We start from the raw sequence: 18,224 nt of genomic DNA on the forward strand, positions 1-18,224 counted from the left end.
GGACCGTCAGCGTGAGCAGCAGACGGCAGGACGGGGGACCTTTGTCCCCTTGTCCTTCAGTCCGGGCGAGGCCTTCCAGTTCGACTGGAGCGACGACTTCGCCATTTTGGGTGGAGAGCGTGACCCATGCTTCAGATGGCCCACATCAAGCTGTCGCACAGCCGGGCCTTTTTGCTGCGCGCCTATCTGCTGCAGACCCACGAGATGCTGTTTGACGCCCACTGGCACGGGTTCCGGGTTTTTGGTGGCGTGCCTGCCCGGGGCATCTACGACAACATGAAGACGGCAGTGGATCGTGTCGGCCGCGGCAAGGAACGAGAGGTCAACATGCGCTTCCTCGCCATGACGAACCACTACGTCTTCGAGCCCGAGTTCTGCAATCCGGCAGCGGGTTGGGAGAAAGGGCAGGTCGAGAAGAACGTGCGGGACTCCCGTCACCAGTTGCTTCATGGAATGCCTGACTTCGCAGACCTCGCCGCGTTGAATGTCTGGCTGGAACAGCATTGTCTGGAGCTGTGGAAAAGCACGGCGCATGGGACGCGGCCTGGCACGATCGCTGATATCTGGGCCGAAGAACGGGCTGCCTTGATGCCGTTGCCGGTGGCCTTTGACGGCTTCATCGAGCTGAGCAAGCGCGTCTCGCCCATCGCGGCGCAGATCGCGGTTGTCGTCATAGGCCAGCACCTCGGTCGCGGTCAGATATCCGACCGGCGCCGCCCCCCCGCCTTTGCCGTTAGCGAAGAACTGAATCAGCATGGCCGCGCCTCCCGCAGCAGACGGCCCAGCTCGCGCTCGATGCCGACGAGGTGCCGGGCGACCAGAACCACGTCAAAGCCCGCAATGGCGCCCGAGAGGGCGTTGCGGTTCAAGACGCGGGCGATCTGGTTGAGGTTGCCGCCGATCCGGCCCAGCTCGCGGATCAGGACAGGATCGGCCTTCGGCACCGGCTTGCGGCGTCGGGCGTCGGTGAGGCCCAGCGCCTCGCGCAACAGGGTCGCGGCAGGCACCCCGGCCAGCGCGGGCATGGCCCGTGCCGGTGGGGTTCGAAGGGGAGGCTCGCCGCCCCTCGCAAGGCTCCCGGTCAGAAGCGCCAGCGTATGACAGGGGTCGCCTTGCTCTTAGCTTAAACGACGTGGCAGTTTGCACGGATTTGGACGCTTTTCGTGTCATGGCCGCAAACCCGCAGCAACCAGTTCCTCGATAGTCACAACGCCACGGGCGATTAGCATCTGGCGCTGTGCCTTGGTGATATGACGACACAGGGCGCTGCGGCTTTTCACCCACCCCGCCATGCGAGCACGTTGCTCATCCAGGCTGGCTTCTGCATCGGCTTTGGACACGGTGTCCTGGATACGCCGGGTCTCGATGCTTGCTCGCCAGCGCTCCTGTCGAAACCAGTTATCCGCGAAGCTGACCTTCGAGCGGGTGAACCCAGATGTTTCCTGGGCATAGGACTGCGCGGCGTACCTAATCTCGGCAGGTTGAAAGCCGGTCGCTAAAGCTGCACGGAAGTATTCGATGCAGGCAGGCTTTCCCCGGCGGCGATCCTCCGGGAACGCGACCCAGACCTTTTCAAAATCATCTTCAGCCTCCTTCACACCTATGCGCGTAGGAGGTTCTTGGATGGTTGTAGGGTGATTTGGGGTCCACGGTGGCCCCGGTACCCCGGCCACGGTGGACCCCGTAGCGCGGCCACAGCGAACGGGGTTCACTGTGACCCCCGCCTTCGAAGAAAGTTCAGCGGACGACTCTAGCGCATGCACCCGTGCCAGCACTATCGAGTAAACTACGGTAAATCCGTTCTTACAGGGACGCCGGCCGGTTTCGACAAGGATGCCCTCATTTATGAAATCGCTAATGGTTCGCTTAACTGTGCTTTCGCCAAGCTCGGTGTGACGCTGAATTGTTCCTTTTGAGCACCAGATCCCCGAACCATCATCGCTAGCCTTGTTGGCTAGGAACATGATGATCTGCTTGCGCGCTGCGCTGCCAAATCGCCGGTCGGCGCATGCGTTCTCTACGCGCCAACTCATGACTGAGCCTCGCTCGGGTTATCTTCCCTTCGTCTAGACTGTACGGGGTTTGTACAGAACCCCGTCGCATCAGGCCTGATTTTTTGCGCAATCGAACGTGCGGTTTTGCACGGTGCTGTATAGCACCATGAAAAAACCCTATATTTTACAGGTAATTTTGGTGACCCCGACAGGACTCGAACCTGTAACCTGCCCCTTAGGAGGGGGCTGCTCTATCCAGTTGAGCCACGGGGCCTGCCGGGCATGCATACTCAAATCGGGGGGCGCTTGGCAAGCGGCGGCAGGGGCGGTTGTGGGCGGGTCTGTCCTTCGCTAACATCGGCTATCCACAGATCGGAACGCCCCATGCTGCCCATTCGACCGCGCCGCCCCCTGACCCTCAGAGACGTCTCCGAGGCGTCGGGCGTCTCGGAGATGACCGTCAGCCGGGTCTTGCGCAACCGGGGCGACGTGTCGGCGGCCACGCGTGAAAAGGTGCTGACCGCGGCCAAGACGCTTGGCTATGTTCCCAACAAGATCGCGGGCGGACTGGCCAGCCAGCGGGTCAACCTGGTCGCCGTGGTCATCCCGTCGCTGTCGAACCTGGTCTTTCCCGACGTGTTGGGCGGCATTTCGGCGGAGCTGGACGATACCGGCCTGCAGCCGGTGATCGGTGTCACCAACTATTCTCCCGCGCGCGAGGAGATGGTGCTGTACGACATGCTGTCCTGGCGGCCTTCGGGCGTGATCCTGGCGGGGCTGGAGCACAGCAAGGCGGCGCGCGCGATGCTGCAGAATTCCGGCCTTCCGGTGGTCGAGATCATGGATGTCGACGGCGAGGGGATCGACACGCTGGTCGGCATCTCTCATATCCGCGCCGGGCGCGAAATGGCCGACCGTATCCTGGCGGCGGGCTATCGCCGCATCGGTTTCGTGGGCACCCACATGCCCGAGGATCACCGCGCCCGCAAACGCCTGCTGGGCTTCGAGGAAGGGCTCGCCGCCGCCGGCGTCCAGCTGGAGGCGCGCGAGTACTATCAGGGCGGATCGTCCCTGCTGAAGGGGCGCGAGCTGACCGAGCGCATCCTGACGCGCGCGCCGGACCTGGATTTCCTGTATTTCTCGAACGACATGATCGGGGCAGGGGGGCTGCTGCACTGCATCGACCGCGGCTATGACGTGCCCGGCAGGCTGGGGCTGGCGGGGTTCAACGGGGTCGACCTGCTGGACGGGCTGCCGATGCGCCTGGCCACCACGGATGCGCGGCGCGTCGATGTCGGGCGGCGCGCGGCGCGGCTGGTGTCGGGCAAGGACGCGGCGCCCGACAACCGCATCATCGCGCTGACCCCGACCTTTCTGCCCGGCGACACGATCCGCGACATCCCCGCCTGACGTCCCGCCTTGTGGGCCGCCCCCGCGCGGCCTATCTGTGGGCGATGCGTATTCCCGTCGTCTCCCGCCTGCTGTCCCGCAAGCCCCGCGTCGCGGTCATCCGCCTGTCCGGCACCATCGGTGGTGCGGGGCGCGGCGGCGGCCTGAACGATGCGGCCCTTGCCCCCGTGATCGAACGCGCGTTCCGGCGCGGCAAGCCCCTGGCCGTGGCGCTGATCATCAATTCGCCGGGCGGGTCGCCCGTGCAGTCGTCGCTGATCGCGGCGCGCATCCGCAGGCTGGCGGATGAGACCGACATCCCCGTCCATGCCTTCGTCGAGGACGTGGCCGCATCGGGCGGCTATTGGCTGGCCTGCGCGGCCGACGACATCTGGGCGGACGAAAGCTCGATCCTTGGGTCGATCGGGGTGATCTCGGCCGGGTTCGGGTTCGACCAGCTGATCCAGCGATGGGGCATCGAACGCCGCGTCCACACGGCCGGCACGTCGAAATCGACGCTGGACCCGTTCCGCCCGCAGGATCCCGACGACGTGGCCCGCCTGCACGCGATCCTCGAACCGATCCACCAGGCGTTCAAGGACCATGTCCGCGCCCGTCGCGGCACCCGCCTGAACGCCGAACGCGACCTGTTTACCGGAGAGTTCTGGGCAGGGCTGGAATCCGTGCGCCTGGGGCTGGCCGACGGCATCGCCCATCCGGTCCCGCGGCTCAAGGCGCTGTACGGCGACAAGATCCGCTTCGAGGTGCACGGCATGCGCCGGCCGCTGCTGCGCCGCCTTGGCCTGTCCGCCGACCTTCTGATGGACGCGGCCGAGGATCGCGCCGCATTCCAGCGTTTCGGCACCCGCGGATGATGCTGCGCATCGTCCTCCTGTTCCTGCTGGTCATGGTCGTCGTCGCGCTGCTGCGCGGCCCGGCCCTGCGCCGTTTTCTGAAGAAATTTCTGGGGATCGACCATCGTGATCGTTGAGCTGCTGCTGGTGCTGGGCGGACTGGCCCTGTTGGTTCTGGGGGGCGACCTGCTGGTCAAGGGCGCCGTCGGACTGTCGCTGAAACTGGGCATGACGCCCCTGGTCGTGGGCCTGACCGTCGTGGCCTTCGGCACATCGGCGCCCGAGCTGCTGGTGTCGCTGTCGGCGGCGCTGAAGGGGTCCAGCGGCATCGCCATGGGCAATGTCGTGGGTTCTAACATCGCCAACGTGCTGGTGATCCTGGGCGTGACCGCGCTGGTGTCTGTGATCGTCACCAAGGGGCACGACCTGCGCGAAAGCTGGGGGATGATGATCGCGGCCTCGCTGCTGTTGATCGGCATCGCCCTGACCGGAGAGATCGGGCGCCTTGAGGGCGTGATCCTGCTGCTGGCGCTGGCCGCGGTCCTGTGGCGGCAGCTGTCCACTGGCCGCGCCGAGGAGACGCAGGCCGACGGCGTGGACGGCGCGACCCTGGGCGCGGGCTGGGGGCGCATCGCGGTCTGGCTGGGGCTGGGCCTGGTGCTGCTGCCGGTCGGGGCGAACCTGCTGGTCAATGGCGCGACCGACATCGCCCGCGCCTTCGGCATCAGCGAGACCGTGATCGGCCTGACGCTGGTCGCGATCGGCACGTCGCTGCCGGAACTGGCGGCCTCGGTCGCATCCGCGCTGAAGGGTCGGGCGGACATGGCGCTTGGCAATGTGGTCGGCTCGAACATCTTCAACATCCTGGCCATCCTGGGGATCACCGCGGTCATCTCTCCGCTGCCCATCCCGCCCGAAATGCTGCGGCTGGACCTGTGGGTGATGCTGGGCGCGGCCCTGCTGCTGTTCCCGTTCCTGTTCCGCGGCATCAGCCTGACGCGGCCGGTGGGAGCGTTGTTCGTGGCGGGCTATGCCGCCTATGCCTGGGTGCTGCTGTGACGGGCGTCGCGCTGGTCACGGGGGCGGCCCGCCGCCTTGGCCGCGCGATGACGCTGGAACTGGCGCGGCGCGGCCATGACGTGGCGATCCACTATGCCGGCTCGGCCGACGATGCCGAGCGCACGGCTGCTGATGCACGCGCCCTGGGCGTCCGGGCGCAGACCTTCCAGGTCGACCTGCTGGACGCCGATGCGACCGCCGCGCTGGTCCCGGACGTCGCATCAGCGATGGGGTCGCTGACCGTGCTGGTCAACAACGCCTCGATCTTCGAATACGACACGATGCGCAGCGCGACGATGCAGGGCTGGGACCGGCACCTGGGGTCGAACCTTCGCGCGCCCTTCCAGCTGGTGCAGGCCTTTGCCGCGCAATGCCCCAAGGCGCGCCCGGACGAGAACGGCGAGCCTCAGGCCGCGGGCCTGGTGGTGAACATGGTCGATCAACGGGTGCTGAAGCCCACGCCAGAGTTCATGACCTATTCCATCGCCAAGGCCGCGCTGTGGTCGCTGACGCGCACCGCGGCACAGGCCCTTGCGCCCGACATCCGCGTGAACGCCATCGGTCCCGGTCCGACCCTGCAGGGCGCCCGCCAGAGCGACCGCCATTTCGCCGCCCAGAGGGCTGCGACGGTGCTGGGCAGGGGGGCGGATGCGCAGGGGATCACCGACGCCCTGGGGTACTTCCTGGACGCGCGTGCGGTCACCGGACAGCTGATCTGCGTCGATGGCGGACAACATCTGGGGTGGCGCACGCCCGACGTCCTGGGGCCGGAATAGGCCCGATCCGGAACGATCGGATCATTTTGTCCACGGCACCCCGGCAGACCCCTGCAAGATGCGGATTCTGCAAGATTTTTCTGTCCACAACGGGCCTGAATAAAAATTATCAAGCAATAACAACGCCATTGCGATCTGCCTAAAATAAGGGCAACTTCACGGAACTGTAACGATTGCTGGCCCTGCGGGGTCATCCTCACAGCCCACCCACAGAATTATCCACAGATTCCGTGGAAAGCTTCCTTCTTGCCTTCGGTCCCCGGAACTTGCAGCGGGGCCGAGAATCACCAAGTTCACGTCATGACCCAGAAAACCGGCCACGCCCTCATCCAGGATTACCTTCGCACGCTGGACAGCAGTCCCGGCGTCTATCGCATGCTGGATGCCCAGCAGGCGGTTCTTTACGTGGGCAAGGCGCGCGACCTGCGGGCGCGGGTGTCGAACTATGCCCGGCCGTCGGGCCATTCGGGGCGCATCGCGCGGATGATCCGCGAGACGGCCTCGATGATGTTCCTGACCACGAACACCGAGACCGAGGCGCTGCTCTTGGAGCAGAACCTGATCAAGCAGCTCAAGCCGCGTTACAACGTGCTTCTGCGCGACGACAAGTCGTTCCCGAACATCCTGGTGGCCAAGTCCCACGACTATCCCCAGATCAAGAAGCATCGCGGCGCGAAGTCGGAAAAGGGCGACTACTACGGCCCCTTTGCCAGCGCGGGGGCGGTCAACCGCACGCTGACCCAGCTGCAGCGCGTGTTCCTGCTGAGGAACTGCACCGACAGCGTGTTCGAGAGCCGCACACGCCCCTGCCTGCTGTTCCAGATCAAGCGGTGCAGCGCGCCCTGCGTGGGCCGCATCAGCGCGCCCGACTACAACGCGCTGGTCAATGACGCGGAACGGTTCCTGCAGGGCAAGACCACGACCATCCAGTCCGATCTTGCGACCGAGATGGCCCGCGCGGCCGAGAACACGGAGTATGAGCGCGCGGCCGCCCTGCGTGATCGCATCAAGGCGCTGACCGCGGTGCAGTCGGTGCAGGCGATCAACCCCAAGGGCGTGGCCGAGGCCGACATCGTGGCCCTGCACATGGAGGGGGGGCAGGCCTGCGTGCAGGTCTTCTTCATCCGCGGCAATCAAAGCTGGGGGAACCGCGATTTCTATCCGCGCCTTGGCGGGGCCGAGAGCCCGGACGAGGTGATGCAGGCCTTCCTGATGCAGTTCTATGACAACACCCCGCCACCGCGCCAGATCCTGCTGTCCCACCCGCCCGAGGATCCGGACCTGACCGCGGATGTCCTTTCCGAGCGCGCCCGCCGCAAGGTCGACGTGGCCGTTCCCCTGCGCGGCGAGAAGTCCGACCTGGTGACCAACGCGCTGCGCAACGCGCGCGAAAGCCTGGCGCGGCGCATGTCCGAAAGCGCCACCCAGCTGCGCCTGCTGGAGGGGCTGGCCGACGCGTTCGAGCTGCCCAGCCCGCCGCGCCGGATCGAGGTCTATGACAACAGCCACATCATGGGCACCAACGCGGTCGGTGGCATGATCGTCGCCGGGCCGGACGGCTGGATCAAGAACCAGTACCGCAAGTTCAACATCAAGGGCACCGAGATCACTCCCGGCGACGACTTCGGCATGATGAAGGAGGTGCTGACGCGCCGCTTCACCCGTCTGCTGAAGGACGATCCCGACCGCCAGACCGAGGCCTGGCCGGACCTGCTGCTGATCGACGGCGGCGCGGGGCAGGTGTCGGCCGTCCACGAGATCATGGCCGAACTGGGCGTCGAGGACATCCCGATGATCGGCGTCGCCAAGGGCCAGGACCGCGACCATGGCAAGGAGGAGTTCCACCGCCACGGCCAGCGCCCCTTCGCGCTGCGCATGAACGACCCGGTCCTGTACTTCGTCCAGCGCCTGCGCGACGAGGCGCACCGCTGGGCCATCGGCACCCACCGTGCCAAACGCGCGAAATCGCAGATGGCAAACCCCCTGGACGAGATCGCGGGCATCGGCGCGTCGCGCAAGCGCGCCCTGCTGCAGCATTTCGGCAGCGCCAAGGCCGTGGGCCGCGCCGGGCTGACCGATCTGCAGGCGGCGCCGGGCATTTCCGCGGCGATGGCGCAAAAGGTCTATGACCACTTCAACGCCAAGGGATGACAGGTCCGGATCACAGCTTCGCCAGCGGCGCGTTGGCCCTTTCCAACGCCCGCGGCAGGGACTAGCGTGCGGCCATGCGTTGGAACCTTCCGAATATCCTGACCCTTCTGCGTCTGCTGGCGGCCCCCGGGGTCCCGCTGATGTTTCTGTACTTCCACAGGCCCTGGGCCGACTGGGCGGCGCTGGCGCTGTTCATGGGCGCGGCGATCACCGACTGGATCGACGGCTATCTGGCCCGCGCCTGGAAACAGGAAAGCCGCTTTGGCGCCGCGATGGACCCGATCGCGGACAAGGCCATGGTGGTCATCGCGCTGGTGGTCATCACCGGGTATTCCGGGATGAACCCCTGGCTGATCCTGCCGGTGACGATCATCCTGTTCCGCGAGGTCTTCGTGTCCGGCCTGCGCGAATACCTGGGCGACAAGTCGCGCCTGCTGGCGGTGACCAAGCTGGCGAAATGGAAGACGACCCTGCAGATGGTCGCCATCTCGATCCTGTTCCTGGCCACGGGCCTGGCCTATGTCGAACACGGCCTGGCCCCCCGCGTGGGCGAGGTCGGGCTGATCTGGTCGGGCAGCTGGGCGGCGCTTGCCACCTATGCCGGCCTGACGCTGATCTGGATCGCCGCGGCGCTGACGGCCTGGACGGGCTGGGACTATTTCATCAAGGCGCTGCCCTATCTGAAGGATTCCCGTCGTGACGGTTGAGGTCTTGTATTTCGCTTGGCTGCGCGAACGCATCGGCCACCCCCGCGAAACCGTGCAGACGGAGGCCGCGACCCCGCGCGCGCTGATCGCCGAACTGGCCGCACAGTCTGACGGGCACGCCGCGGCCTTTGGCGACATCGCGGCCCTGCGCTGCGCCGTGGACCAGCAGCTGACCGATCTGGACGCGCCCCTGGCCGGCGCCCGAGAGGTCGCGTTCTTCCCGCCGATGACGGGCGGCTGATGAGCGCCCGCGTCCAATCCGACCCCTTCGATCTGGCGTCCGAACTTGCGGGCTTTGGCGCGGGGGCCGGGGCGGTCGTCACTTTCACCGGCATCGTGCGCGACGACGGCGGCATGCTGGACGCGCTCGAGATCGAGCATTACCCCGGCATGACCGAACGCGCGCTGACCGATCACGGCATGACCGCCGCATCGCGCTTTGGGCTGGCCGACTGGCGCATCGTCCATCGCTATGGCCGCATCCCGGTGGGGGGACAGATCATGATGGTCGCCACCGCCGCCCGCCATCGCCGTGCGGCATTCGACGCGGCCGATTTCCTGATGGATTGGCTGAAATCCCGCGCCCCCTTCTGGAAGCGCGAGATCGCACGCGACGGCACCACGGGCTGGGTCGCCGCCCGCCCCGAGGACGAGGACGCGCTGACCCGGTGGTGAACGTCTTCGTCGTCCGAATACCCATGCCCGGCCGCCGCCCGTGATCCGGCCTGACCTGCGCGGCCTGCTGCGCACCCACTCCGAACTGCTGATCTTTGCGGCGCTGGCGCTGGCCGCGCTGTGGGTGGCGTTTTGGGGTGGCTGGTTCTTTGCGGTCCTGGGCGGGGCAGGGGCATTGGTTGCGGGCAGCCTGGCCCTGGGGGCGCTGCGCCGCACGCCGTTTCGTCGCCCCGTCGCCGCCCCCGGCGTGGTCGAGATCGTCGAGGGGGCGATCCGCTATTACGGCGCGACTGACATGGGCGGAGAGATCCCCCTGCGCGACCTGGTCGAGATCCGCCTGTTGCGGCTGGACGGTCATGCGCATTGGCGCCTGCGCAGCCAGTCGGGCGAGGCGTTGCTGATCCCCGCCGACGCGGCGGGGGCCGGGGCGCTGGCCGATGCCTTCACCGCGCTGCCCGGTCTGGACATGGGCGCGGTGTCGGCAGCACTGGCGCAGGTGGCCCGACAGCAGGACGCGATGCGCACCGTTTGGCGGAGGCCGGGCTGAGGCGGCTTGACTTGGCCCGTCCGCGTTGCCACCTGTGACCGACCGGAAACCCTTGAAAGGCCTCATCGTCCATGTCCATTCCCCAGCAGGGCGGAGGCCCCATCGAACATCGTGACCAGCTGGCCGCCTATATCGCCAGCGGCGAGAAGCCGAAGGACGCCTGGCGCATCGGCGTCGAGCACGAGAAATTCGGCTATGACAACGCGCGCAAGATGCCGCTGCCCTATGAGGGTCCCGTGTCGATCACGGCCATGCTGGAGGGGCTGCGCGACCGTTTCAACTGGACCCCGGTCCTGGAGGCCGGCAAGCTGATCGGGCTGGAGCGCGACGGCGCCAATGTCAGCCTGGAGCCCGGCGGCCAGCTGGAACTGTCCGGTGCGCCCCTTGAGACGATCCACCAGACCTGCGACGAGGTGAACGGCCACCTGGCCGAGGTCGAGGCTGTCGCCGCCGATATCGGCGCGGGCTTCATCGGCTTGGGTGCGGCGCCGATCTGGGGCCAGGATGACATGCCGATGATGCCCAAGGGGCGGTATCGGCTGATGACCGACTATATGGGTCGGGTGGGCACGCTTGGCACGCAGATGATGTACCGGACCTGCACGGTGCAGGTGAACCTGGATTTCGCGTCCGAAGCCGACATGGTCCAGAAGATGCGCGTGGCTTTGGCGCTGCAGCCGGTGGCCACGGCGCTGTTCGCCAATTCGCCCTTTCTGGACGGCAAGCCCAACGGGATGAAATCCTGGCGCGCGCATATCTGGCAGAACCTGGATGCGGCGCGGACCGGCATGCTGCCCTTCGTCTTCGAGGAGGGGTTCGGCTATGAGGCCTGGGTGGACTACGTCTTGGACGTGCCTATGTATTTCGTCTATCGCGACGGAAAGTACATCGACGCCCTGGGCCAGAGCTTCCGCGATTTCCTGGAGGGCCGCCTGCCGGCCCTGCCGGGCGAGGTGCCGACGCTGTCGGACTGGGCCGATCACATGACCACCGTGTTCCCCGAGGCGCGCGTCAAGAAGTACATCGAGATGCGCGGGGCCGATGGCGGCCCGTGGCGCAGGCTGTGCGCGCTGCCTGCGCTGTGGGTCGGGCTGACCTATGATCAGGGGGCGCTGGATGCGGCTTGGGACCTGGTCAAGGGATGGGACGCCGAGACCCGCGAGGCGCTGCGCCGGTCGGCGGGCCGCGACGGCCTGCAGGCGCAGGCGGGGGGCGTGAGGATGCACGACCTGGCCCGCGAGGTCCTGGCCATTGCCGAGGGCGGGCTGAAGGCCCGCGCCCGGTCGGGAAACGACGGCCTGGTCCCCGACGAGACGCATTTCCTGAACGCGCTGAAGGAAAGCGTCGACAGCGGCAAGGTCCCCGCCGACGAGTTGCTGGAGAAGTATCGCGGCGCCTGGAACGGCGATCTGACGCGGATCTACGACGAATACTCCTACTGATCGCCGATTGCGTCCCGCGACGTGCCGGGGGGACGTCCCGTCCCCCCGAACCCCCCTTGGGCGTCCCGCATAACGGATGCCGACGCACGCGAGTGTGAGCCGCGCCCGTCCGCGATGTCTTGATCTGGGCCGCCGGTGGTGGCACCCCGGCGCAAAAGATGCGGGGGCATGCGATGCGCGGTGATGTGATGCAATGGGTCGGCCGGTTGGTGGCCGCGGTCTTTGGGCTGGGGGTGCTGGCGCTGCTGGCGGCGGTCGTGCTGCTGATCCGGCAGGCTGAGGGGATGCCGCCCTGGCCGATCCTTCTGGGGCTGGTGGGTTTGGTCGCGCTGATCCTGCTGGCGGGGGCCTGCCTTGCGCTGATCTCGATCGCGGTGTCGGCGCGGCGGGGTGTCGATGCGCTGCAACGGTTGGGCGGCACGCTGCCTGTTGCCGCCGTCGAACCCGAGGCCGCCCCGCCGATGCAGGGGCCGTTCACGCCCACCGGTCTGGCCGCCGCGCCCGTGCGCGCCGTGCGTCCGGGACGCGGGTTGGTCGCCAAGCGCTGAGGATTACTTGCGGCCGATCCGGGGTTCGGTACCGGCCAGAAGGCGGCTGATATTGGCATGGTGCCGGATGAAGATCAGCACCGCCATGAAGGCCGCGACCGCCGCGATGTCGGTCCGCCCCAGGCCCCAGGCAAAGACCGGCGCCAGCGCGGCCGCCAGAAGCGCGCTGAGGCTGCTGATCCGGGTGATCGCGGCGGTCAGCGCCCAGGTCGTGCAGGCGATCAGGCCCAACGGCCAGTTCAGCGCGATCACCGTCCCGAGGAACGTGGCAACGCCCTTGCCGCCCTTGAAGCCCAGCCAGACCGGGAAGCAGTGACCCAGGAAAGCCGCGCCGCCGGCTAGGATCGCGGCGGTCTCTCCGCCGAAATGGCGGGCCAGCAGGACCGCGATGGCGCCCTTGCCCGAATCCAGCAGCAGCGTGGCCAGCGCGGCACCCTTGTTGCCCGTCCGCAGCACGTTGGTCGCGCCGATGTTGCCGGAGCCGATCTGGCGCAGATCGCCCAGGCCCAGGGCGCGCGTGATGACCAGGCCGAAGGGGACAGAGCCCAGAAGATAGCCGAAGACGGCCCAGAGGATCATGCATGTTCTCCGAAGACGGGGGTGCCCGCGACCCAGGTGCCCAGGACGCGGCCCTGCATGCGCGCGCCGTCGAAGGGGGTGTTCTTGGATTTGGACAAAAGCGCGAAACGGTCCAGCACGAAGGGTGCGTCGGGGTCGAACAGCACCAGATCGGCGGGGGCGCCGTCGGACAGGCGACCCGCCGAGAGGCCCAGCCTGCGCGCCGGGTTCAGCGCCATGGCGCGGAACAGCTGCGGCAGGGTCAGGCCGCCCTGGTGATACAGGCGCAGGGCCGCGGGCAGCAGGGTCTGCAGGCCCACGGCGCCGGGGGCCGCGGCCTCGAAAGGCAAGCGTTTGGATTCCTCGTCCTGGGGCGTGTGAAAGCTGGCGATGGTGTCGATCAGGCCTTGGGCCACGGCATCGACCATGGACAGACGGTCATCCTCCGACCGCAGCGGCGGCGTGAAGCGGAAGAAGGTCCGGTAATCGCCCACGTCGAACTCGTTCAGCGTCAGGTGGTGGATCGAGATCCCCGCCGTCACGTCCAGCCCCGCATCGCGTGCCCGCGCCAGGGCCGGAAGGCTGGCGGCCACGGTGATCTGGTCGGCGTGATAGCGCCCGCGCGTCATCGCGACCAGCGCCAGGTCGCGGTCCAGGCCCATCACCTCGGCCATGGGGGACACGGCGGGGATGCCATAAAGGGATGCGAACTTGCCGCTGGTGGCCGCAGCCCCCGCCGACAGGGACGGGTCCTGCGGATGGCCCACGATCAGCGCGTCTAGGCCGCGCGCATAGGTCATGCAGCGGCCCAAGAGCTTGGTGTCGCGCACCACCCGCACGCCGTCGGTGAAGGCCACCGCGCCCAGATCGGTCAGGAAGCCGATCTCGACCATCTCGCGGCCCTCGCGGGCCTTGGTCAGGGCGGCCATGTGGCGGATGTGGACGGGCGCGTCGCTGGCGCGGCGGGCGACGAATTCCAGCGCCTCGGGGGTGTCGATGGGGGGCGTGGTGTCGGGGCGCGCGATGATCGTGGTGACGCCGCCCGCCGCAGCGGCACGGCCGGCGCTGCGAAAACTTTCCTTGTGGCGTTCGCCCGGTTCGCCGATCTTGACACCCCAGTCGATCAGGCCGGGCGCCAGCGCGCGGCCGCGACAGTCGATGACGGTGGCGCCTTCGGGGGCGGCTTCCTCGGGCGCGCCGCGTCCGGCGATGCGGCCGTCGGTGACGCGCAGGCTGCCGATGTCGTCGGTCTGGGCCTCGGGGTCGATCAGGCGGGCGTTGCGGAAGATCAGGTCCATCACGATTCTCCGGCGGCGGCGCGGCCACGGCTGGCGCGCAGGTTGCGGGCCAGCAGGTCCAGGGCGGCCATGCGGACGGCGACGCCCATCTCGACCTGGTCCTGGATGACGCTGCGGTTGATGTCGTCCGCGATGGTGCCGTCGATCTCGACCCCGCGGTTCATGGGACCAGGATGCATGACGATCGCATCGGGCGCGGCCAGGGCCAGCTTTTCCGCATCCAGCCCGAAGCGGTGGAAATATTCGCGTTCGGACGGGATGAAGCCGCCATCCATCCGCTCCTTCTGCAGGCGCAGCATCATGACGACGTCGGCGCCGCGCAGCCCCTCGCGCATGTCCTCGTACAGTTCGACCCCCATGTCCGCCACGCCGGCGGGCATCAGCGTCGCGGGGCCGATCAGGCGGATGCGGTTCTCCATCTTGCCCAGCAGGATCAGGTTCGACCGGGCCACGCGGCTGTGGGCGATGTCGCCGCAGATGGCGATGGTCAGGCGCTGCAGCCGCCCCTTGGCGCGGCGGATGGTCAGCGCGTCCAGCAGGGCCTGGGTCGGATGTTCGTGCCGCCCGTCGCCCGCGTTGATGACCGCGCAGTTGACCTTCTCCGCCAGCAGGTTCACCGCGCCGGAATGCGGGTGGCGCACCACCAGAAGGTCGGGCTGCATCGCGTTCAGCGTCAGCGCCGTGTCGATCAGCGTCTCGCCCTTCTTCACCGACGACTGCGCGACGGCCATGTTCATCACGTCCGCGCCCAACCGCTTGCCTGCCAGTTCGAAGCTGGCCTGGGTGCGGGTCGAGTTCTCGAAGAACATGTTGATCTGGGTCATGCCGGCCAGCGCATCGGAATGCTTGACCGTGCGACGGTTCAGGCTGACGTAATCCTCGGACAGGTCCAACAGCGACACGATCTCGTCGGGCTTGAGATGGTCGATGCCCAGAAGATGGCGGGCGCGAAAGCTCATCGGGGGCCTCCTGGGGTCGGTGTTCGCGCGATCTATCGCAGATGGGGGCAGGGGCGGCAAGCCGCGCGGACCCGCCCCGCCACCGCCTTTCCGCCGATGCGGCGCGAAATGTTGCAGGGCGTGCAATGCCGCCCCTTGCCGCATTTTGCGGCTGCGGATATGGCAGGACGATGCACAGCCGATACCGCCCCCATGTTCTTGCGACCCTGTCGTTGGGCCTGCCGCTGATCGGCAGCCACCTGGCGCGCATGGCCATCGGCGTGGGCGACACGGTCATGGTCGGCTGGTACGGGGTCGAGCCGCTGGCCGCCCTGGTCATCGCGACCAGCTTCTTCCACATCCTGTTCTTTCTGGGCATGGGCTTCGGCATCGGCGTGCTGGGCCTGATCGCCGCCCATGTCGCCGCCGGCCGAGAGACCGAGGTCCGCCGCGGGGCCCGGATGGCGCTGTGGCTGTCGGCCGGCTATGCCCTGGCCGTGATGCCGCTGATGTGGTGGTCCGAACCGATCCTGCAGGCCCTGGGCCAGACCGACACGGTCAGCGCGCTGGCGCAGGATTACCTGCGCATCGCGGGCTGGGGCCTGGCGGTGGTCCTGGGCCAGCTGACCCTGTCGTCCTATCTGGCCGCGCTGGAGCGGACGCAGGTCGTCATGTGGGTCACCCTGGCCGGGCTGCCGTTGAACCTGGCGCTGAACTGGGTGCTGATCTTCGGCAACCTGGGCGCGCCCGAACTGGGCGTGCGCGGCGCCGCCATCGCCAGCGTCACCGTCCAGGTGGCCCAGCTGCTGGCCCTGATCGCCTATGCGGGCTGGGTGCCAGTCGCGCGCAAGTACAACCTGTTCCAGCGCTTCTGGCGCCCCGACTGGCAGGCCATGCGCCAGATCGCGCGGATCGGCTGGCCCATCGGGCTGACCATGGTGGCCGAGGGCGGGCTGTTCGTCGCCTCGAACATCATGATGGGCTGGATCGGGACGCCCCAGCTGGCCGCCCACGGCATCGCGCTGCAGATCACCTCGATCACCTTCATGGCGCATCTGGGGCTGTCCAACGCCGCGACCGTCCGGGTGGGCCAGGCCAAGGGCCGCGGCGATCGCGCCTGGATGCGCGATGCGGCGGTCACGGTCGTGTGGATGTCGCTGGCCTTTGCCGCCGTGGCCATCATGCTGTACCTGCTGTTCGCCGAACAGCTGGTGCGGCTGTATCTGGACCCGACCGATCCGCAGGCCCCGCAGATCGTGGCACTTGGCGCGATGCTGCTGATGTATGCCGCGCTGTTCCAGCTGACCGATGCGTTCCAGGTGATCGCCCTGGGCTTCCTGCGCGGGGTCCAGGACACGCAGGTGCCGATGTGGATCGCGGGCTTCAGCTATTGGGTCGTGGGCATGCCGGTGGCCTGGGCGCTTGCCTTTCCCCTGGGCTTCGGCCCCGCGGGCCTGTGGCTGGGCCTGTGCGTCGGGCTGACCTTTGCCGCGGTGCTGCTGATGCGGCGGTTCTGGCGCGGCCACGCGCGCGGGGACTGGACCCGCGCCGCGGCCACGGTCTAACCTGCCCCCAAACAGGAGCTTTTTCATGCGCGCCGTCTTCGTCCAGTTCCGCTGCGAGCCCGGCAGGACCTATCAGGTCGCCGAGGCCATCTACGACCGCGAGGTCGTCAGCGAGCTTTACTCCACCTCCGGCGATTTCGACCTGATCGCCAAGGTCTACATCCCCGAGGACCAGGATGTCGGCCGCTTCCTGTCGGACCGGCTGTTCGACATCCCCCATATCAGCCGCACCCTGACCACCATGACCTTTCGCGCGTTCTGATGCCGCCCTTTGCACCCCTGGTGGCGGGCCTGCCCGCGACCGTGCCCTTTGTCGGCCCCGAAACCCTGGAACGCCGCCGCGGCATGCCCTTCGCCGCCCGCCTTGGCGCGAACGAGAGCGCGTTCGGACCCAGCCCGCTGGCCGCCCGCGCCATGCGCGAGGCCGTGGGCCAGGTCTGGAAATACGGCGATGCGTCCAGCTTTGATCTGTCCCTAGCGCTGGCGGCCCATCACCGCACCACCCCGGACAGCATCATGGTCGGAGAGGGCATCGACGGCCTGCTGGGCAACCTGGTGCGGATGATGGTCGCGCCGGGCGATGCGGTGGTCACCTCGGACGGGGCCTATCCGACCTTCAACTATCACGTCGCGGGCTTTGGCGGGGTGCTGCACAAAGTCCCCTATCGCGACGACGCCGAAGATCCCGACGCCCTGGTCGCGCGCGCCCATGCCACCGGCGCGCGGCTGCTTTATCTGGCCAATCCCGACAATCCGATGGGCACCTGGCACGACGGCACGGTGATCGCGGCGATGCTGGACCGGCTGCCGGCCGACTGCCTGCTGGTGCTGGACCAGGCCTATGCGGAATTCGCGCCGGCCTCGGCCATTCCCAACATCGCGGCGGACGATCCGCGGGTGATCCGCATGCGGACCTTCTCCAAGGCCTATGGCCTGGCCGGGGCGCGCATCGGCTTTGCGATCGGCGCGCCGGACCTGATCGCGGGCTTTGACCGGGTGCGCAACCATTTCGGGGTGAACCGCATCGCCCAGGCCGGGGCGCTGGCCGCGCTGGCCGACCAGGGCTGGCTGGCCCATGTCGTGGCCGAGGTTCAGGCCGCCCGGCTGCGCATCGCCGATATCGGCGCCGCCAGCGGCCTGACCGCGCTGCCCTCGGCCACGAATTTCGTGGCGTTGGACACCCATCGCGATGGCGCCTTTGCCCGCGCCCTGATCGCCGCGCTGGAGCGCGAGGGCGTCTTCGCCCGCATGCCGGGTGTCGCCCCCCTGGACCGCTGCATCCGCATCAGCGCCGCACCGATCCACGAACTGGACGTGTTCGAGGACGCGCTGCCCCGCGCGCTGGCCGCCCTCAGTCCCGCATGAAGCGGCGTCGGGCCTCCTCGGCGATGGCCTGACGCATCTGCAGCCGGGCGATCTCGGCCAGCAGGGCCGCGCGTTCGGGGCCCTCGGGCATGTCGGACAGGCGGGCCCGCGCGGCGATCACCTGCTTCTTCAGCACGATCTCGGGCGGCAGCACCCCGGCCTGCGCCATGATCCGGAACCCCGCCGCCGTGGAGTCCGTCTCGATGGGCCGGTCAGGCAGGGGCCTGCCCTCGCCCTCAATCCCCGTCAGCTTGCCCTCGGCGCGGGCCTTCAGCATCATCCGCTCGGCGATCCGCTCCAGCCAGCCCATCCGCGCCTCCTTTGCGCCTTGCCGAAAGACCCTTGGCCCGGCCAACCC

20 protein-coding genes, 1 tRNA gene and 1 pseudogene are annotated in these 18,224 nt (G+C 67.9%); 15 read left to right on the forward strand and 7 right to left on the reverse strand.

Translation table 11 applies throughout. From position 1 onward, the window contains the following. Window positions 1-645 (forward strand): annotated as a pseudogene (gene istA / locus FHD68_RS02485) (IS21 family transposase); the annotation flags it as partial. A 104-nt stretch (window positions 646-749) separates the two neighbouring features. Here istA and mobC read toward each other — a convergent pair. From mobC to FHD68_RS02500, 3 genes are all read right to left on the reverse strand, one after another. Further along, complete coding sequence (gene mobC, locus FHD68_RS02490) at window positions 750-1,025, reverse strand: plasmid mobilization relaxosome protein MobC (protein ID WP_127897844.1); 276 nt, start codon at window positions 1,023-1,025, stop codon at window positions 750-752. Window positions 1,026-1,166: 141 nt separating this feature from the next. After that, window positions 1,167-2,033 (reverse strand): hypothetical protein, encoded by an 867-nt coding sequence (locus tag FHD68_RS02495; RefSeq protein ID WP_127897845.1) that lies wholly within the window; start codon window positions 2,031-2,033, stop codon window positions 1,167-1,169. A gap of 158 nt (window positions 2,034-2,191) precedes the next feature. Then, window positions 2,192-2,268: transfer RNA gene (locus FHD68_RS02500), tRNA-Arg, on the reverse strand. Window positions 2,269-2,378: 110 nt separating this feature from the next. On the opposite strand from FHD68_RS02500, the gene FHD68_RS02505 reads away from it, so the two are divergent. The 11 genes from FHD68_RS02505 (at window position 2,379) to FHD68_RS02555 (ending at window position 12,142) form a co-directional block, all read left to right on the forward strand. Further along, a complete protein-coding gene (locus FHD68_RS02505; protein ID WP_045981069.1) occupies window positions 2,379-3,404 on the forward strand; it encodes a LacI family DNA-binding transcriptional regulator in 1,026 nt (341 codons plus the stop codon). A 44-nt stretch (window positions 3,405-3,448) separates the two neighbouring features. Further along, entirely contained in the window at window positions 3,449-4,258 is an 810-nt protein-coding gene (locus FHD68_RS02510; RefSeq protein ID WP_045981110.1) for a S49 family peptidase, read from the forward strand. Window positions 4,259-4,363: 105 nt separating this feature from the next. Beyond that, a complete protein-coding gene (locus FHD68_RS02515) occupies window positions 4,364-5,296 on the forward strand; it encodes a calcium/sodium antiporter (RefSeq protein WP_045981070.1) in 933 nt (310 codons plus the stop codon). Then, a complete protein-coding gene (locus FHD68_RS02520) occupies window positions 5,293-6,072 on the forward strand; it encodes an SDR family oxidoreductase (RefSeq protein ID WP_280115159.1) in 780 nt (259 codons plus the stop codon). The genes FHD68_RS02515 and FHD68_RS02520 overlap by 4 nt, the downstream gene beginning before the upstream one ends. 300 nt (window positions 6,073-6,372) lie before the next feature. Next, entirely contained in the window at window positions 6,373-8,223 is a 1,851-nt protein-coding gene (uvrC, locus tag FHD68_RS02525) for an excinuclease ABC subunit UvrC (protein ID WP_127897847.1), read from the forward strand. 74 nt (window positions 8,224-8,297) lie between these two features. Then, the gene (gene pgsA, locus FHD68_RS02530) at window positions 8,298-8,930 is read left to right on the forward strand and encodes a CDP-diacylglycerol--glycerol-3-phosphate 3-phosphatidyltransferase (RefSeq protein WP_045981072.1); all 633 of its coding nucleotides are present in this window, start codon (window positions 8,298-8,300) and stop codon (window positions 8,928-8,930) included. Continuing rightward, entirely contained in the window at window positions 8,920-9,171 is a 252-nt protein-coding gene (moaD, locus tag FHD68_RS02535) for a molybdopterin converting factor subunit 1 (RefSeq protein WP_139085116.1), read from the forward strand. The genes pgsA and moaD overlap by 11 nt, the downstream gene beginning before the upstream one ends. Continuing rightward, window positions 9,171-9,605 (forward strand): molybdenum cofactor biosynthesis protein MoaE, encoded by a 435-nt coding sequence (locus tag FHD68_RS02540; RefSeq protein WP_127897849.1) that lies wholly within the window; start codon window positions 9,171-9,173, stop codon window positions 9,603-9,605. Before moaD ends, FHD68_RS02540 begins: the two co-directional genes overlap by 1 nt. A gap of 40 nt (window positions 9,606-9,645) precedes the next feature. Continuing rightward, complete coding sequence (locus FHD68_RS02545; protein WP_045981075.1) at window positions 9,646-10,152, forward strand: hypothetical protein; 507 nt, start codon at window positions 9,646-9,648, stop codon at window positions 10,150-10,152. Window positions 10,153-10,223: 71 nt separating this feature from the next. Next, on the forward strand, window positions 10,224-11,594 hold the full coding sequence (locus tag FHD68_RS02550) for a glutamate--cysteine ligase (protein ID WP_127897850.1): 1,371 nt from the start codon (window positions 10,224-10,226) through the stop codon (window positions 11,592-11,594). A 173-nt stretch (window positions 11,595-11,767) separates the two neighbouring features. Further along, a complete protein-coding gene (locus FHD68_RS02555) occupies window positions 11,768-12,142 on the forward strand; it encodes a hypothetical protein (protein ID WP_127897851.1) in 375 nt (124 codons plus the stop codon). Between the two features lie 3 nt (window positions 12,143-12,145). Here FHD68_RS02555 and plsY read toward each other — a convergent pair whose 3' ends face one another. The 3 genes from plsY to FHD68_RS02570 are packed head-to-tail and all read right to left on the reverse strand — an operon-like array spanning window position 12,146 to window position 14,957. Then, entirely contained in the window at window positions 12,146-12,721 is a 576-nt protein-coding gene (gene plsY / locus FHD68_RS02560) for a glycerol-3-phosphate 1-O-acyltransferase PlsY (protein ID WP_127897852.1), read from the reverse strand. Further along, the gene (pyrC, locus tag FHD68_RS02565) at window positions 12,718-13,998 is read right to left on the reverse strand and encodes a dihydroorotase (RefSeq protein ID WP_127897853.1); all 1,281 of its coding nucleotides are present in this window, start codon (window positions 13,996-13,998) and stop codon (window positions 12,718-12,720) included. Before pyrC ends, plsY begins: the two co-directional genes overlap by 4 nt. Further along, entirely contained in the window at window positions 13,998-14,957 is a 960-nt protein-coding gene (locus FHD68_RS02570) for an aspartate carbamoyltransferase catalytic subunit (protein ID WP_045981080.1), read from the reverse strand. Before FHD68_RS02570 ends, pyrC begins: the two co-directional genes overlap by 1 nt. Window positions 14,958-15,127: 170 nt before the next feature. Here FHD68_RS02570 and FHD68_RS02575 point away from each other — a divergent pair, with 170 nt between their 5' ends. The 3 genes from FHD68_RS02575 to FHD68_RS02585 are packed head-to-tail and all read left to right on the forward strand — an operon-like array spanning window position 15,128 to window position 17,866. Beyond that, entirely contained in the window at window positions 15,128-16,501 is a 1,374-nt protein-coding gene (locus FHD68_RS02575) for an MATE family efflux transporter (RefSeq protein ID WP_127897854.1), read from the forward strand. A 25-nt stretch (window positions 16,502-16,526) separates the two neighbouring features. Further along, window positions 16,527-16,763 carry an Lrp/AsnC ligand binding domain-containing protein gene (locus FHD68_RS02580; protein WP_045981082.1) on the forward strand — a complete coding sequence of 79 codons (237 nt, stop codon included), beginning with the start codon at window positions 16,527-16,529 and terminating at the stop codon, window positions 16,761-16,763. Further along, entirely contained in the window at window positions 16,763-17,866 is a 1,104-nt protein-coding gene (locus FHD68_RS02585) for a pyridoxal phosphate-dependent aminotransferase (RefSeq protein WP_127897855.1), read from the forward strand. The genes FHD68_RS02580 and FHD68_RS02585 overlap by 1 nt, the downstream gene beginning before the upstream one ends. Here the strand turns inward: FHD68_RS02585 and FHD68_RS02590 are convergent. After that, window positions 17,853-18,176: a DnaJ family domain-containing protein gene (locus FHD68_RS02590; protein WP_045981084.1), complete on the reverse strand. Its 324-nt coding sequence runs from the start codon at window positions 18,174-18,176 to the stop codon at window positions 17,853-17,855. The genes FHD68_RS02585 and FHD68_RS02590 overlap by 14 nt on opposite strands. Between the last annotated feature and the right edge of the window lie 48 nt (window positions 18,177-18,224).

Source organism: Paracoccus marcusii, from assembly GCF_006151785.1.
GTDB classification, from domain to species: Bacteria; Pseudomonadota; Alphaproteobacteria; order Rhodobacterales; family Rhodobacteraceae; genus Paracoccus; species Paracoccus marcusii.

What these genes read in the sequence shown, in the direction of transcription:
- mobC (WP_127897844.1), bottom strand. Translation starts at nt 1,025, where the DNA reads ATGCCCGCGCTGGCCGGGGTGCCTGCCGCGACCCTGTTGCGCGAGGCG.
- FHD68_RS02495 (WP_127897845.1), bottom strand. Translation starts at nt 2,033, where the DNA reads ATGAGTTGGCGCGTAGAGAACGCATGCGCCGACCGGCGATTTGGCAGC.
- FHD68_RS02505 (WP_045981069.1), top strand. Translation starts at nt 2,379, where the DNA reads ATGCTGCCCATTCGACCGCGCCGCCCCCTGACCCTCAGAGACGTCTCC.
- FHD68_RS02510 (WP_045981110.1), top strand. Translation starts at nt 3,449, where the DNA reads ATGCGTATTCCCGTCGTCTCCCGCCTGCTGTCCCGCAAGCCCCGCGTC.
- uvrC (WP_127897847.1), top strand. Translation starts at nt 6,373, where the DNA reads ATGACCCAGAAAACCGGCCACGCCCTCATCCAGGATTACCTTCGCACG.
- pgsA (WP_045981072.1), top strand. Translation starts at nt 8,298, where the DNA reads ATGCGTTGGAACCTTCCGAATATCCTGACCCTTCTGCGTCTGCTGGCG.
- FHD68_RS02540 (WP_127897849.1), top strand. Translation starts at nt 9,171, where the DNA reads ATGAGCGCCCGCGTCCAATCCGACCCCTTCGATCTGGCGTCCGAACTT.
- FHD68_RS02550 (WP_127897850.1), top strand. Translation starts at nt 10,224, where the DNA reads ATGTCCATTCCCCAGCAGGGCGGAGGCCCCATCGAACATCGTGACCAG.
- FHD68_RS02555 (WP_127897851.1), top strand. Translation starts at nt 11,768, where the DNA reads ATGCGCGGTGATGTGATGCAATGGGTCGGCCGGTTGGTGGCCGCGGTC.
- plsY (WP_127897852.1), bottom strand. Translation starts at nt 12,721, where the DNA reads ATGATCCTCTGGGCCGTCTTCGGCTATCTTCTGGGCTCTGTCCCCTTC.
- pyrC (WP_127897853.1), bottom strand. Translation starts at nt 13,998, where the DNA reads ATGGACCTGATCTTCCGCAACGCCCGCCTGATCGACCCCGAGGCCCAG.
- FHD68_RS02570 (WP_045981080.1), bottom strand. Translation starts at nt 14,957, where the DNA reads ATGAGCTTTCGCGCCCGCCATCTTCTGGGCATCGACCATCTCAAGCCC.
- FHD68_RS02575 (WP_127897854.1), top strand. Translation starts at nt 15,128, where the DNA reads ATGCACAGCCGATACCGCCCCCATGTTCTTGCGACCCTGTCGTTGGGC.
- FHD68_RS02580 (WP_045981082.1), top strand. Translation starts at nt 16,527, where the DNA reads ATGCGCGCCGTCTTCGTCCAGTTCCGCTGCGAGCCCGGCAGGACCTAT.
- FHD68_RS02585 (WP_127897855.1), top strand. Translation starts at nt 16,763, where the DNA reads ATGCCGCCCTTTGCACCCCTGGTGGCGGGCCTGCCCGCGACCGTGCCC.
- FHD68_RS02590 (WP_045981084.1), bottom strand. Translation starts at nt 18,176, where the DNA reads ATGGGCTGGCTGGAGCGGATCGCCGAGCGGATGATGCTGAAGGCCCGC.